Raw genomic sequence first — 14,461 nt, forward strand, 5'->3', positions numbered from 1 at the left:
GACCGACCACCCTCGCCCCGACGGGCCGGGGCCCGGGGGCGGAGCCCCCGAAACACCCGGCGGGGCTTGAGGCGCGGGGGTCCGGGGGCAGAGCCCCCGAAACCACCCGACGGGCCGCACCCACCGGGCAAGACGGGGCCCACTCAAGCCCCGCCGGCGCTTGAGGCGCGGGGGCCCGGGGGCAGCGCCCCCGAAACCACCCGACGGGCCGCACCCACCGGGCAAGACGGGGCCCACTCAAGCCCCGCCGGCGATTGAGGCGCGGGGGTCCGGGGGCAGCGCCCCCCGAAACCACCCGACGGGCCGCACCCACCGGACAAGACCGGGCCACTCAAGCCCCGCCGGCGTTTGAGGCGCGGGGTCCCAGGGGCGGAGCCGCTGAGGTGGTCGGTCGCTCGGGCGGGTTGTCCGAGATGCCCGTTTTGGCCGCGCGTGTGAACCTGGGGCTGACACCGCGCCGGCCGGAACGGGAGGGGCATCCCGTGAGTTCACGCTTCCGCGCGCTCGGCTGGGCGGCCACCGCCCTCTGGGCCTGCGGCGCGCTGACGGCCGCCGCCCCCGCGTCCCCCCTCCCCCCACTCGCAACCGCCACCGCGACCCCCGCCCCGGACCGCCTCGCGGGAAGCGCCGCCGGGGTCGGCCGCGTACGCCCCGGCCGGGCGGCCGAGGAGGCGCGGGAGCACCCGGCGGCCGTGCCGGCCGTGCGGGAGGAGGCCCCGAAGGCCGTCCCCGAGCCGGTGGCACCCCCCGCACCCCGCCCCACCCCCACGCCGCCGGCACCCCCCGCCCTCGCGGGCGAGCCGAACTCCCGGGCCGCGGACCTCGCCGCGCACATCGTGCCCCTGGGCGCCGGGCTGGCCCTGATGGGCCTGGGCCTCGGCTTCCTGGGCATGCGCCTGCGCCGCTGACCCCTGCCGCCCCTCCCCCGCGCCCCTCCGGCACCGCCCCCGCCCCTTGTGCTGATCAACATACTCGGTATACATACTCGGTATGTCGATACGCCACGGACTCCTCGCCCTCCTGGAGCGCGGCCCCCGGTACGGCTCCCAGCTGCGGACCGAATTCGAATCCCGCACCGGCTCCACCTGGCCGCTCAACGTCGGGCAGGTCTACACGACCCTGGCCCGGCTGGAGCGCGACGGCCTGGTCGCCCCGGACGGGACCGACGCCGCGGGCCACACCCTGTACGCGATCACCGAGCCCGGCCGCACCGAGCTCCGCTCCTGGTACGAGCGGCCCGTCGAGCGCACCAACCCGCCCCGCGACGAGCTCTCGATCAAGTTGGCGATGGCCGTCGGGGCCCCCGGCGTGGACATCCGCGCCGTCATCCAGGCCCAGCGCCAGGCCACGATCCGGGCGATGCAGGACTACACCCGGCTCAAGGCCCAGGCCCTCGCCGCCATCGAGAGCGGACAGGCCCGCGAGCGCGACGACGTCGCCTGGCTGCTCGTACTCGAACAGCTGATCTTCCAGACCGAGGCCGAGGCGCGGTGGCTGGACCACTCCGAATCCCGGCTGGCGCGGCTCTCCGTCCTGGCCGAACGGGGAGCCCCGACCGCACCGCACAAGGCCGCACCCCACGAGGCCGCGCAGGCCGCCACACCGCCCGCCGCGCCACCGGCCGCACCGCCCGCCGCACCCACCGCCCGCTCCGGGCGCCGCTGACTCCGTCCCAGGGGGGACCCCTCATGCACCATCCGCACCAGGCCTCGGCCTTCGACCCGCCCACCGGACCGGCCGGCGGCGCACCCGCCGCTCCCGTCCTGGAGCTCCGGCAGCTGACCCGCGTGCACGGCAGCGGCGCCACCGAGGTGCACGCACTGCGCGGGATCGACCTGGCCGTGCACCCCGGCGAACTCGTCGCCGTGATGGGCCCGTCCGGGTCCGGCAAGTCCACGCTGCTCACCCTCGCCGGCGGACTCGACGCACCCACCGGGGGGCAGGTCTTCGTCGAGGGCACCGACATCACCGCCGCGAGCCGCAAGGAACTGGCCGCCCTGCGCCGCCGTTCCATCGGCTACGTCTTCCAGGACTACAACCTCATACCGGCGCTCACCGCCGCCGAGAACGTGGCCCTGCCCCTCGAACTCGACGGCACCTCCGCCCGCAAGGCCCGCGCCCAGGCGCTCGCCGCGCTGGAGGAGATGAACCTGCCGCAGCTCGCCGACCGGTTCCCCGACGAGATGTCCGGCGGCCAGCAGCAGCGCGTGGCCATCGCCCGCGCCCTGGTCGGTAACCGCCGCCTGGTCCTGGCCGACGAGCCCACCGGCGCCCTGGACTCCGAGACCGGGGACTCCGTGCTCGCCCTGCTGCGCGCCCGCTGCGACGCGGGGGCGGCCGGCATCCTCGTCACCCACGAGCCGCGCTTCGCGGCCTGGGCGGACCGGGTGGTCTTCCTGCGCGACGGCCGCGTCGTCGACGAGACCCTGCGCACCGACCCCGACTCGCTGCTCACCGGGCGGGGCAGCCGGTGAACTCCTGGTACCACTCCTGGATCGCCGCGATCCGCATAGCCCGCCGCGACGCCTGGCGGGCCAAGGGCCGCAGCCTCCTGGTCCTCTCCATGATCGCCCTGCCGATCATGGGCGTCAGCGCCGTCAGCCTGACCCTGCGCAGCGCCGAGCCCTCCCTCGCCCAGGGCCTGGACCGCGCCCTCGGCGCCTCCGACGCCCGGATCTGGGACTCCGGGCTCGACGAGCCGCTCTACCAGGACCCGCAGGGCGACAGCTACGCCCCGGTCGGCGGCTACGGCGACCAGTGGACCCCGCCGGCCCCCACCCGCCCCGACGTGAAGGCCGCCCTGCCGGCCGGCACCACGGTCCTCGCGGACGTACGCGCCGACGCCAAGCTGCGCACCCGGCACGGCCTGCTGGAGGCCGGGATCCGCGAGCTGGACACCGCCAGCCCGCTCGTCCGGGGACTGCTGACGCTCGACCACGGCCGCTTCCCCCAGCAGTCCGGCGAGGTGGCCGCGACCACGCAGTTCCTGGAGGAGTCCGGGCTGTTCGTCGGCTCCAAGGTCCGCGCCCGCGGCCTGGACCGCCCGTACACCATCACCGGCGCGTACGAGATGCCCGGCGAGCTCAACACCCGGGAGCTGCTGGCACCCCCCGGGAGCTTCCTCACCACGCTCGGCAAGTCCCTCACCGCCTCCGGCCTGGGCACCCTGAACACGAACACCAGCCACTTCGTGCGCGTGGGCGGCGAAGGTTTCACGTGGAACATGGTCCGGAAGGCCAACACCAAGGGCTTCCTCGTCACCTCGCGCGCCGTGGCCCTGGACCCGCCCGCCGACTCCGAGGTGCCGTACTACGCCCAGGAGGGCCACGGCTGGGAGCAGAGCCTGCTGGGCAAGACCTCCGAGATGGCCGCCGCGGCCACCGTCGTCGGCCTCGCGATGCTGGAGATCTGCCTGCTGGCCGGACCGGCCTTCGCGGTCGGCGCCCGCCGCTCCCGCCGCCAGCTGGGCCTGGTCGGCGCCAACGGCGGCGACCGCAAGCACATCCGGGCCATCGTCCTGTCCGGCGGCCTGGTCATCGGCGCCACCGCGGCCGTGATCGGCACGGTGCTCGGCACGGCCCTGACCCTCGCGCTGCGGCCGGTGCTGGAGGACTACCTCGGCGCCCGCTGGCCCGACTTCGACGTACGCCCGCTGGAACTGCTCGGCATCGGCGCGCTCGCCGTGCTGACCGGTCTGCTGGCCGCGATCGTGCCCGCCGTCACCGCCTCCCGGCAGCCCGTCCTGGCCTCCCTCACGGGCCGCCGCGGGATCCGCAAGGCCAGCCGGGTGCTGCCGGTGGTCGGACTCGTCGCCATCGTCCTGGGCTCCGCGCTGGCCCTCTACGGCACGACCACCGACCTGGGCTTCACCGTGGTCGCGGCCGGCAGCGCCCTCGCCGAGCTGGGCGTCGTGGCCCTCACCCCGGTCCTGGTCGGCCTGTTCGGCCGGCTGGGGCGGGTGCTGCCGCTGTCCCCGCGCCTCGCGCTGCGCGACGCCGTCCGCAACCGGGGGCGCACGGCCCCCGCGGTGGCCGCCGTCCTGGCCGCCGTCGCCGGCACGGTCGCGGTGGCCACCTACCAGGAGAGCCGGGACGTGGAGCAGCGGCACGCCTACGTGTCCCAACTGCCCGAGCTCACCGGCCGGGTGCTGGCCACGGACGCGTCCGGCTACCGCGAGATCCCGGCCGTGCGGGCCGCCGTCGCCAGGGAGCTCCCGCTCGCGGCACGCGCCGACCTGGACCGGGTGTACGTCGGGCGGCCCGACTGCGACCCGTACGAGCTCCGCAAGGGCTGCGGGCAGCTCGAACTGGTCGTCCCCCGAGGGCAGGAGTGCCCGCTGTACGACAACCCCGCGGGGCCGGACGACTTCACCAAGGAGGAGCGCAAGAAGTTCAGCAAGGACTGGCGCTGCCTGTCCGTCGCCCAGTTCGTGGAGCACGAGGTCACGGTCGCGGACGAGAAGCTGCTGTCCGTGCTGGGCATCTCCGACCCGGGGGCCGTCCGGGCGCTGAAGGCGGGCACCCCGGTGGCCTTCAGCCGGAAGAACGTGAAGGACGGCAAGGTCACCCTGCTGAAGATCACCGACCCGGAGAAGGCCGAACTGGCCCGGCAGAAGCAGCAGGAGGTCCCCGGCGAGCGCAGGCAGTTCGCCGTGTACGAGGCCTTCTCGGCCCGGTCCTGGGGCGTGAAGCTGATCCTGCCCCCGGCCACCGCCAAGGCCGCGGGCTACCGGACCGTCCCGGTGGGCTCGTACTTCACCCTGGACCGCAGCCCCGGCAGCGCGGAGCGGCAGGCCGCCGAGGGGGCGTTCGACAAGATGGGCGCCGACCCCTCGCTCTACGTCGAGAGCGGCTACACCAGCCGGAACACCATCACCCTGCTGGCCCTGGCGATCTTCGCCGGGGTGGTCACGGTCGGCGCCGCCGGCATCGCGACCGGCCTGGCCCAGGCGGACGCCGAGGCCGACCTGAAGACCCTCGCCGCGGTCGGCGCGGCCCCCCGGGTCCGGCGCACCCTCAGCGGGTTCCAGTGCGGGGTGGTGGCCGCCATGGGCGTGCTGCTCGGCTCGGCGGCGGGGGTGCTGCCCGCGGTCGGGCTGCGGCTGACGGAGCGGCGCGAGCAGATGAACTGGTTCCACGAGACCGTGGACGCCGGCTACGGCCACGGGGTCGCCGTCCCGTACGTGCCGGTCGTGGTGCCGTGGGCCACCCTCGGGGCGCTCCTCGTGCTGGTGCCGCTGGGCGCGGCGCTGCTGGCGGCACTGGTCACGCGCTCCAGCGGGGCGCTGGCCCGCCGGGCGGCCGCCTGAGCGCAGCCCCGGGCGACCGGCGCACGATACGTGCCCCCGTGCAGGGTGGATCACACCCGCACGGGGGCACACCGTGTCTTGACGAAGGTGTGCGAGAGAATGGCGGCATGGAGATGCCGAGGAGTGAACGGTCGCAGGACAGCCCCCCGCAGGTTCTGATCGTGGGCCAGGACGGGATGGCGGTCGGCGGCGCCGATGACGAGTCGCGCGAGGTCCCGGTGACGGAGATGGTCGAACAGCCCGCCAAGGTCATGCGCATCGGCAGCATGATCAAGCAGCTTCTGGAAGAAGTCCGAGCGGCTCCTCTCGACGAGGCCAGCCGGGTCCGGCTCAAGGACATCCACGCCAGCTCCGTGAAGGAGCTGGAAGACGGGCTCGCCCCCGAGCTCGTCGAGGAACTGGAGCGGCTGTCGCTCCCGTTCACGGACGAGGCGATCCCGTCCGAGGCGGAACTGCGGATCGCGCAGGCCCAGTTGGTGGGCTGGCTGGAAGGCCTGTTCCACGGCATCCAGACCGCCCTGTTCGCGCAGCAGATGGCCGCGCGGGCGCAGCTGGAGCAGATGCGCCGGGCACTCCCGCCGGGCGCCGGACACGACGACGAGGACGGACAGCACGGGCCGGTGCGCTCGGGCCCGTACCTGTAGTACGCGCACGCAGCACGCACCCGTAGGACGCGCACCGCAGCACGCACCGGGGCCGAAGGGCCCCGGTGCGTGCTGCTGCACTTCCGGGCCGGGGCCCGCCGTGGAGGTGGGCCCCGGCCCGGCGCCTTCTCCCCCGGATCCCCGCCGACTTGGGGCGAGCGCAGCCGCGGCGAAGGGGACGGCGGGAGGCGGGCGGGAGTCGGGTGGGGCCGCCGGGAAGCCCGATGGGCAATACTCGAAACCATGACCTACGACGCGATCGTGCTCGCCGGCGGCGCCGCCCGGCGGCTCGGCGGCGCCGACAAACCCGGGCTGAGCGTCGGCGGCCGCGCCCTGCTGGACCGGGTGCTCGACTCCTGCCGCGACGCGCGGACCACGGTGGTGGTGGGCGGCCGCCGGGCCACCGGCCGGCCCGTGGACTGGGCCCGCGAGGAGCCGCCCGGCGGCGGCCCGCTGGCCGCACTCGACGCCGGGCTGCGGCGGATCACCGCCGACCGGGTCCTCGTCCTCTCCGCCGACCTGCCCTTCCTGGGCCCCGGCACGGTCCGCACCCTCCTCGGCCGGCTGCACCGCGAAGGCGTCCTGCTGACCGACCCCGACGGCCGCGACCAGCCGCTGGTCGCCGCGTACCGGACCGAACCGCTGCGCCGCGAGCTGGCCCTCATCGCCACCGAGCACGGCACCCTCCACGGACTGCCGCTGCGGCTGCTCACGGCCGAACTGGAGCTCGACCGGACCTCCGCCGAGGCCCCGCTCGCCTCCTTCGACTGCGACACCTGGGAGGATCTCGCGGCCGCCCGGGCCCGGATCAGGGAGCATGGACACGTGCTGGACGAATGGATCACCGCAGTCAAGACCGAGCTCGGCATCGACCTCGACGTCGACATCCCCGCCCTGCTCGACCTCGCCCGGGACGCCGCGCACGGCGTGGCCCGCCCGGCCGCCCCGCTGACCACCTTCCTGGTCGGCTACGCGGCCGCGCAGGGCGGCCTGTCCCTCGACGAGGCCACCCGCCGGGCCGCCGCCCTGGCCACCCGCTGGGCGGCCGAATCCGGGCCCGGCACGGGATGACCCGATGACCCCGCCGGGCCGGGAACCGGCCCCCGGCGGCCCCCGCCCCGCCCAGGACACGGAGGACGCCTTGTCCGTCGTCAACCCCGCCGAGCCCGCCGCGGGCCCGGCCGAGCCCGGCGCCGTGGCCGAGTCCGCCGTGCTGGAGGCACTGGCACTGGTCGGCCGCGGCCCCCGGCCCGCCGCGGCCGCAACCCCCGCCCCGCACGGCTCGACCCCCTGGCCGGAGGCCCGCCGGACCGCCGCGGCCGCAGGCGCCGCCGGACCGGCCCGCCCCCACCGGGTACCGCTGGACACGGCCCTCGGCGAGGTGCTCGCGGCCCCGCTGACGGCACTGACCGACCTGCCCTCCTTCGACACCTCCGCCATGGACGGCTGGGCCGTCGCCGGCCCCGGACCCTGGACCGTGCGCGATGCCGGGCAGGTCCTCGCCGGCTGGGCCCGGCCCGCCCCCCTCGCCGACGGGGAGGCCGTACGCATCGCCACCGGGGCCCGGATCCCCGCCGACACCACCGCCGTCATCCGCAGCGAGCACGCCCGTACGGACCCCGGAGGACGGCAGCTGTACGCCGAGCGGGCCGTCGTCACCGGCCAGGACATCCGGCCGCGCGGCCAGGAGTGCCGCTCCGGGGACCGGCTGCTGCCCGCCGGAGCCCGCGTCACCCCGGCCGTCCTCGGACTGGCCGCCGCCGCCGGCTACGACCTGCTGGAAACCGTCCCGCGGCCCCGCGTGGAGATCCTCGTCCTCGGCGACGAGCTGCTGGCCGAAGGGCTGCCGCAGGAGGGCCTGATCCGGGACGCGCTCGGCCCCATGCTCGGCCCCTGGCTGGCCGCCCTCGGCGCCGAGACCGTCGCCACCCGCCGGCTCGGCGACGACGCCGAGGCCCTCCACAAGGCCGTGACCGGATCCACCGCCGACCTGGTCCTCACCACCGGCGGCACCGCCTCCGGCCCCGTCGACCACGTCCACCCCGTCCTGGCCCGCGCCGGGGCCGAACTGCTCGTGGACGGGGTGGCGGTGCGCCCCGGCCACCCGATGCTGCTGGCCCGGCTCGGCCCCGGACGCCACCTCGTCGGACTGCCCGGCAACCCGCTGGCCGCCGTCTCCGGGCTGCTCACCCTCGCCGAACCGCTGCTGCGGGTGCGCGCCGGGCTCGCCCCCCGGGCCCCGTACACCGTCCCCGTGGACGGGGAGGTCCAGGGACACCCGCACCACACCCGGCTGGTCCCCGTGGCCCTGCACGGGGAGCACGCCGTACCGCTGCACTACAACGGCCCCGCCATGCTCCGCGGGATCGCCGCCGCCGACGGGCTGGCCGTCGTACCGCCGCACGGGGCGCGCGCCGGGCAGGAGCTGGAGATCCTGGACCTGCCGTGGGCGGCCGGAGGATGTTTCACGTGAAACTGCCCGGACACGACGCCATGGCCCGGCAGGCCGACGAAAGCCTGGGCGGCGCTCGGCGCGTGAAACTGCCCAAGCGGGTGGTCGAGAGGCCCCTGCGGCAGGTCACCAAACGGCTGCTGATGGCGCTCATGGTGCTCCTCGCGACCGTGCTGATCGTCTGGCTGGACCGCGAGGGCTACCACGACAACGCCAACGAGAAGGTCGACTTCCTCGACTGCGTCTACTACGCCACGGTCACGCTCTCGACCACGGGATACGGCGACATCGTCCCGTACAGCGACAGCGCGCGCCTGATGAACATCCTGCTGATCACTCCCCTGCGGGTGCTGTTCCTGATCATCCTGGTCGGCACCACCCTGGAGGTCCTCACGGAACGGACCCGGGAGGAGTGGCGGCTGAACCGCTGGAGGAAGCAGTTGCGGGAACACACCGTCGTCGTCGGCTTCGGCACCAAGGGGCGCTCCGCGCTCCAGACCCTGCTGGCCACCGGGCTCAAGAAGGAGTCCGTGGTCATCGTCGACCCGAGCGCGAAGGTCATCGACATCGCCAACTCGGAGGGGTTCACCGGGGTCGTGGGCGATGCCACCCGCTCGGAAGTCCTGCTGCGCGCCGAACTCCAGAAGGCCCGTCAGATCATCGTCGCCACCCAGCGGGACGACACCGCCGTGCTGGTCACCCTGACGGCCCGGCAGCTCAACCGCGGGGCGAAGATCGTCGCGGCCGTCCGCGAGGAGGAGAACGCCCCGCTGCTGCGGCAGTCGGGCGCCGACGCCGTCATCACCAGCGCCAGCGCGGCCGGCCGGCTGCTCGGGCTGTCGGTGCTGAGTCCCAGCGCCGGCGCGGTGATGGAGGACCTCATCCAGCAGGGCAGCGGGCTCGACCTGATCGAACGGCCCGTCACCAAGGCGGAGGCCGGGCACGGGGTGCGCGAGACCGGCGACCTGGTGGTCAGCGTGGTCCGCGGCCACCGGCTGATCCCGTACGACGATCCGCACGTGGGGCCGCTCCAGTTGACGGACCGTGTGATCGTGATCGTGCGGGCCGCGCCGCCTGCGGGAACGCCGGGCCCCGCCGCCGAGTAGTCCCGGCCCCCGCTCGCGTACGCTCCGGGCCATGCATGCGATCACGATTCCCCAGCCCGGCGGCCCCGAAGCCCTGGTGTGGGCGGAGGTCCCCGATCCGGTGCCCGGCGAGGGCGAGGTCCTCGTGGAGGTCGCGGCGAGTGCCGTGAACCGCGCCGACCTCCTCCAGCGGCAGGGCTTCTACGACCCCCCGCCCGGCACCTCCCCGTACCCGGGGCTGGAATGCTCGGGCCGCATCACGGCGGTGGGCCCGGGGGTCACCGGCTGGGCCGTGGGCGACGAGGTGTGCGCGCTGCTCGTGGGCGGCGGGTACGCGGAGCAGGTCGCGGTGCCGGCCGGGCAGCTGCTGCCGGTACCGGCCGGGGTGGACCTGGTCTCGGCGGCCGCGCTGCCCGAGGTCGCCTGCACGGTCTGGTCGAACGTGTTCATGATCGCGCACCTGCGGCCGGGCGAGACCTTCCTCGTGCACGGCGGGGCCAGCGGCATCGGCACCATGGCGATCCAGCTCGCCCGGGCCGTGGGGGCGCGGGTCGCGGTGACCGCGGGCGGCAAGGAGAAGCTGGAGCGCTGCGCGGAGCTGGGTGCGGAGGTGCTGATCGACTACCGCGAGCAGGACTTCGTCGCCGAGGTGAAGGAGGCCACCGGCGGGGCCGGGGCGGACGTCATCCTCGACATCATCGGGGCCAAGTACCTCGACCGGAACGTGCAGGCGCTGGCGCACAACGGGCGGCTGGCGATCATCGGGCTGCAGGGCGGGGTGAAGGGCGAGATCAACCTCCAGGCGCTGCTGGCGAAGCGGGCGGCCATCACGGCGACGACGCTGCGGGCGAGGCCGCTGGAGGAGAAGGCGGCGATCGTGGCGGCGGTCCGGGAGCATGTGTGGCCGCTGATCGAGGCGGGGCTCGTGAAGCCGGTCGTGCACGCGGCGTTCCCCTTTGCGGAGGCGGCCGCGGCGCATCGGCTCGTCGAGGCGAGCGGGCACGTGGGGAAGGTGCTGCTGACGCGGTGACGCGGTGGCGGGGCGGGTCGTCTGCCCTGCGGGGCCGTGCCCCTGCCCGCCCTTTCACCGTTTCCCGGGGCTCCGCCCCGGACCCCAGGCCGCCGGGCGGGGGCGCGGCTTCGGGGGCTCCGCCCCCGGACCCCCGCGCCTCAAACTCCCCCGGCTACCGCTGGGAGGTGCCCCCTGGCGGGGCTGGATTTGCCGGAGGTCGCCGGGGCGTGGGGCCGGCAGTGCCGGAGGTGCTCCCCCGGCGGGGGTGGAGTCGCCCCGCCGGGGGGTTTTGGCGTGCCGGTGTTACAGGGTGCGCAGGAGGACGGCCGGGTTCTCCACGCAGTCGGCGACGTACCGGAGGAAGCCGCCGGCGGTGCCGCCGTCGCAGACGCGGTGGTCGAACGTCAGCGACAGCTGGACCACCTGGCGGACCGCCAGCTCACCGTGGTGGACCCACGGCTTGGGGACGATGCGGCCGACGCCCAGCATGGCCGCCTCCGGGTGGTTGATGATCGGCGTCGAGCCGTCCACCCCGAAGACCCCGTAGTTGTTCAGCGTGAACGTGCCGCCCGTGAGGTCGGACGGGGCCAGCCGGCCGGAGCGGGCCACCTCCGTCAGACGGGCGAACTCCGCCGACAGGGACTCGGGGTTCATGGTGTGCGCGTCGCGCACGACCGGGACCACGAGCCCGCGCTCGGTCTGGGCCGCGAAGCCCAGGTGGACGCCGGGCAGCCGGACGATCTCGTTGGCCGCGAGGTCCACGGTCGAGTTCAGCTCGGGGTACTTCGCCAGCGCGGCCGTGCAGATCCGGGCGAGCAGCGCGAGCACCGAGATCTTCGGCCCGCCCACCGCGTTCATCGCGGCGCGGGCGGCCATCAGCTCGGTGGCGTCCGCGTCCACCCAGCAGGTGGCGTCCGGGATCTCCCGGCGGCTGCGCGAGAGCTTGTCGGCGACCGCGCCGCGCAGGCCCTTGAGCGGGATGCGCTCCGCGGACGCGGGGGCGGTGACGGCGGCCGGCTGCGGGGCGGCGGGCACGGGGGCCGGGGCCTTCAGGGCCGCTTCCACGTCCGCACGCAGGATCAGGCCCTCGGGGCCGCTGCCGCTCAGGGAACGGAGGTCGATGCCGTTGTCCCGGGCCAGCTTGCGGACCAGGGGGGAGATCACGGCCACCGGGCCCGGCGCGGAAACGGGCCGGTCCTGCACCACCGCGGGCGCCGGGGCCGGGGCGGGCGCCGCGACCGCGGCGGTGACGGGCGCAGCGGCCGGGGCCGGGGCTGCGGCGGCGGGCGTCTGCGTCGCGCCGGAGGCCGGGCCCGCCGGGCGGACGCGCCGGCGGCGGGCCGGGCGGGAGTGGTCCGTGCCGTAGCCGACGAGCACGTTGCCCGAGCCCGCGTCGGCCTCCGGCTCCGCCGGCAGCTCGGACGCGCCCACGGCCACCGTGATCAGCGGGGCGCCGACCGGCAGCTCGGTGCCCTCCTCGCCGAAGCGGGCCGTCACCACCCCGCCGTACGGGCAGGGCACCTCGACCATCGCCTTGGCCGTCTCCACCTCGACCACGGGCTGGTCGATCTCGACCACGTCGCCGACGGCCACCAGCCAGCGGACGATCTCCGCCTCGGTCAGCCCTTCGCCGAGGTCGGGCAGCTTGAACTCGAAGACCTGCGGCATCAGTTCTCCCACTGGAGGCGTGCGACGGCGTCCAGGATCCGGTCCACCCCGGGGAGGTGGTGCTTCTCCAGCATCGGCGGCGGGTACGGGATGTCGAAGCCCGCCACCCGCAGCACCGGGGCCTCCAGGTGGTGGAAGCAGCGCTCGGTGATCCGCGCGGCGATCTCGCCGCCCGGGCCGCCGAAGCCGGTCGACTCGTGGACGACCACCGCGCGCCCGGTCCGGCGGACCGACTCGGCGACGGTGTCCTCGTCGAAGGGCACCAGCGAGCGCAGGTCCACGACCTCCAGGTCCCAGCCCTCCTCGCGCGCGGCCTCCGCCGCCTCCAGGCAGACCGGCAGCGAAGGGCCGTACGTGATCAGCGTGGCACTGGTGCCGGGGCGGCGCACCGCCGCGCGGCCGATCGGGGCCACCGGCGCCGGGGCCTCCGGGTTCCAGTCGGCCTTCGACCAGTACAGGCGCTTGGGCTCCAGGAAGACCACCGGGTCGTCGGAGGCGATCGCGGCCCGCATCAGGCCGTACGCGTCCTCCACGGTCGCCGGGGTCACCACGTGCAGCCCGGGGGTGGCCATGTAGTAGGCCTCGGACGAGTCGCTGTGGTGCTCCACGCCGCCGATCCCGCCGCCGTACGGCACCCGGATCGTGATCGGCAGGGGCATCGCCCCGCGGGTCCGGTTGCGCATCTTCGCGACGTGGCTGAAGAGCTGCTCGAAGGCCGGGTAGGCGAACGCGTCGAACTGCATCTCGACCACGGGGCGCAGCCCGTACATGGCCATGCCGACCGCGGTGCCGAGAATGCCGGCCTCCGCGAGCGGGGTGTCCGTACAGCGGTCCTCGCCGAACTCCTTGGCCAGGCCGTCGGTAATGCGGAAGACGCCTCCCAGGGTGCCGACGTCCTCACCCATGAGGTGGACGGAAGGGTCCTCGGCCATGGCATCGCGCAGGGCCCGGTTGAGGGCCTGCGCCATGGTCGCGGGCTTGGCCGCGGTCGCGGTCGCCATCACTGCTCCTCGGCTTCCAGCTCGGCGCGCAGCATCGCGGCCTGCTCGCGGAGCTGTCCGGTCTGCTCCGCGTACACGTGCGTGAAGAGGTCCATCGGGTCGAGGACCGGCTCGGCGTTCATGGCGTCGCGCAGGTCCGAGGCCATCGCGTCGGCCGCGTCGCGGGCCGCCCGGATGCCCTCCTCGTCGAGGAAGCCGCGCTGCGTCAACTCGCGCTCCAGCAGCTGGATCGGGTCGTGGGCGCGCCAGGCCTCGACCTCGGCGTCGGTGCGGTAGCGGGTGGCGTCGTCGGCGTTGGTGTGCGCCTCCATCCGGTACGTGACGGCCTCGATCAGGGTCGGGCCGCCGCCGGCGCGGGCCTTGCGGACGGCCTCGGACAGCACCTCGTGCATCGCGGCGATGTCGTTGCCGTCCACGAGGCGGCCGGGCATGCCGTACCCGACGGCCTTGTGGGCCAGGGAGGGGGCGGCGGTCTGCTTGGCCAGCGGCACGGAGATCGCGAAGCCGTTGTTCTGCACGAGGAAGACCACGGGGGCCTGCCAGACGGCGGCGAAGTTCAGCGCCTCGTGGAAGTCGCCCTCGCTGGTGCCGCCGTCGCCGATCATGGCGAGCGCGACCACGTCGTCGCCCTTGAGGCGGGCGGCGTGGGCCAGCCCGACCGCGTGCGGCAGCTGGGTGGCGAGCGGGGTGCTCAGCGGGGCGATGCGGTGCTCGCGCGGGTCGTAACCGGTGTGCCAGTCGCCGCGCAGCAGGGTGAGCGCCTGCACCGGGTCCAGCCCGCGGGCGACCGCGGCGAGGGTGTCGCGGTAGCTGGGGAACAGCCAGTCCTGCTCCTCCAGCACGTCGGCGGCGGCGATCTCGCACGCCTCCTGGCCGACGGTGGAGGGGTACACGGCCAGACGGCCCTGCCGGGTGAGCGCGGTGGCCTGCGCGTTGTAGCGGCGGCCGCGGACGAGCTCCGCGTACAGCCTGCGCATCAGGGCCGGGTCGAGGCGGTCCGCCGCCGGGGTGCCGAGGACACGGTGGGGCTCGGTGTCCGGGAGCAGCGGGGCGGCGTCGATGCGCGGCCTCCAGGCGGGGGGCGGGGTGGGGCGGTAATCCGCACCGGCACCGGGCAGCTCTTGGACCGTCATGGCGGCGTACACCTCCTCGTGGGAAGCGGGCAGGGCAGCGCGCACGTGTGTGAGGCGCCTCACCTACCGATTGTTCGGTCGTGGGCGCATTTTGGCTACAGGCGCCTCCAGGCTGTGGACAAACGGATGCCCACGCCCTGAGATGGGTGCAGGACGTC

At 75.1% G+C, this 14,461-nt stretch carries 12 protein-coding genes; 9 read left to right on the forward strand and 3 right to left on the reverse strand.

The features are described from left to right. Positions 1–482: 482 nt before the first annotated feature. From ACZ407_RS05635 to ACZ407_RS05675, 9 genes are all read left to right on the forward strand, one after another. Positions 483–908, forward strand: a complete 426-nt coding sequence (locus ACZ407_RS05635) for a hypothetical protein (protein WP_468125746.1) — start codon at positions 483–485, stop codon at positions 906–908. An 82-nt stretch (positions 909–990) separates the two neighbouring features. Then, positions 991–1,665: a PadR family transcriptional regulator gene (locus ACZ407_RS05640; protein ID WP_468125748.1), complete on the forward strand. Its 675-nt coding sequence runs from the start codon at positions 991–993 to the stop codon at positions 1,663–1,665. Positions 1,666–1,688: 23 nt separating this feature from the next. Further along, positions 1,689–2,474: an ABC transporter ATP-binding protein gene (locus ACZ407_RS05645; RefSeq protein ID WP_468125750.1), complete on the forward strand. Its 786-nt coding sequence runs from the start codon at positions 1,689–1,691 to the stop codon at positions 2,472–2,474. After that, complete coding sequence (locus ACZ407_RS05650; protein WP_468125752.1) at positions 2,471–5,308, forward strand: FtsX-like permease family protein; 2,838 nt, start codon at positions 2,471–2,473, stop codon at positions 5,306–5,308. Before ACZ407_RS05645 ends, ACZ407_RS05650 begins: the two co-directional genes overlap by 4 nt. 107 nt (positions 5,309–5,415) lie before the next feature. After that, positions 5,416–5,952, forward strand: a complete 537-nt coding sequence (locus ACZ407_RS05655; protein WP_468125754.1) for a bacterial proteasome activator family protein — start codon at positions 5,416–5,418, stop codon at positions 5,950–5,952. Positions 5,953–6,195: 243 nt separating this feature from the next. After that, positions 6,196–7,023 carry an NTP transferase domain-containing protein gene (locus tag ACZ407_RS05660; protein WP_468125755.1) on the forward strand — a complete coding sequence of 276 codons (828 nt, stop codon included), beginning with the start codon at positions 6,196–6,198 and terminating at the stop codon, positions 7,021–7,023. 4 nt (positions 7,024–7,027) lie between these two features. Then, entirely contained in the window at positions 7,028–8,425 is a 1,398-nt protein-coding gene (locus tag ACZ407_RS05665) for a molybdopterin molybdotransferase MoeA (protein WP_468125757.1), read from the forward strand. Then, positions 8,413–9,510: a potassium channel family protein gene (locus tag ACZ407_RS05670; protein WP_468125758.1), complete on the forward strand. Its 1,098-nt coding sequence runs from the start codon at positions 8,413–8,415 to the stop codon at positions 9,508–9,510. The genes ACZ407_RS05665 and ACZ407_RS05670 overlap by 13 nt, the downstream gene beginning before the upstream one ends. Positions 9,511–9,541: 31 nt before the next feature. After that, positions 9,542–10,519 carry an NAD(P)H-quinone oxidoreductase gene (locus ACZ407_RS05675; protein ID WP_468125760.1) on the forward strand — a complete coding sequence of 326 codons (978 nt, stop codon included), beginning with the start codon at positions 9,542–9,544 and terminating at the stop codon, positions 10,517–10,519. A gap of 285 nt (positions 10,520–10,804) precedes the next feature. Here ACZ407_RS05675 and ACZ407_RS05680 read toward each other — a convergent pair whose 3' ends face one another. From ACZ407_RS05680 to pdhA, 3 genes are read right to left on the reverse strand one after another with little or no spacing between them, the layout of a single operon-like run. After that, on the reverse strand, positions 10,805–12,169 hold the full coding sequence (locus ACZ407_RS05680) for a dihydrolipoamide acetyltransferase family protein (protein ID WP_468125761.1): 1,365 nt from the start codon (positions 12,167–12,169) through the stop codon (positions 10,805–10,807). Next, on the reverse strand, positions 12,169–13,170 hold the full coding sequence (locus ACZ407_RS05685) for an alpha-ketoacid dehydrogenase subunit beta (RefSeq protein ID WP_468125763.1): 1,002 nt from the start codon (positions 13,168–13,170) through the stop codon (positions 12,169–12,171). The genes ACZ407_RS05680 and ACZ407_RS05685 overlap by 1 nt, the downstream gene beginning before the upstream one ends. Continuing rightward, entirely contained in the window at positions 13,170–14,303 is a 1,134-nt protein-coding gene (gene pdhA, locus ACZ407_RS05690; RefSeq protein ID WP_468126060.1) for a pyruvate dehydrogenase (acetyl-transferring) E1 component subunit alpha, read from the reverse strand. Before pdhA ends, ACZ407_RS05685 begins: the two co-directional genes overlap by 1 nt. Between the last annotated feature and the right edge of the window lie 158 nt (positions 14,304–14,461).

The organism is Streptomyces sp. NPDC030809 (assembly GCF_055572195.1).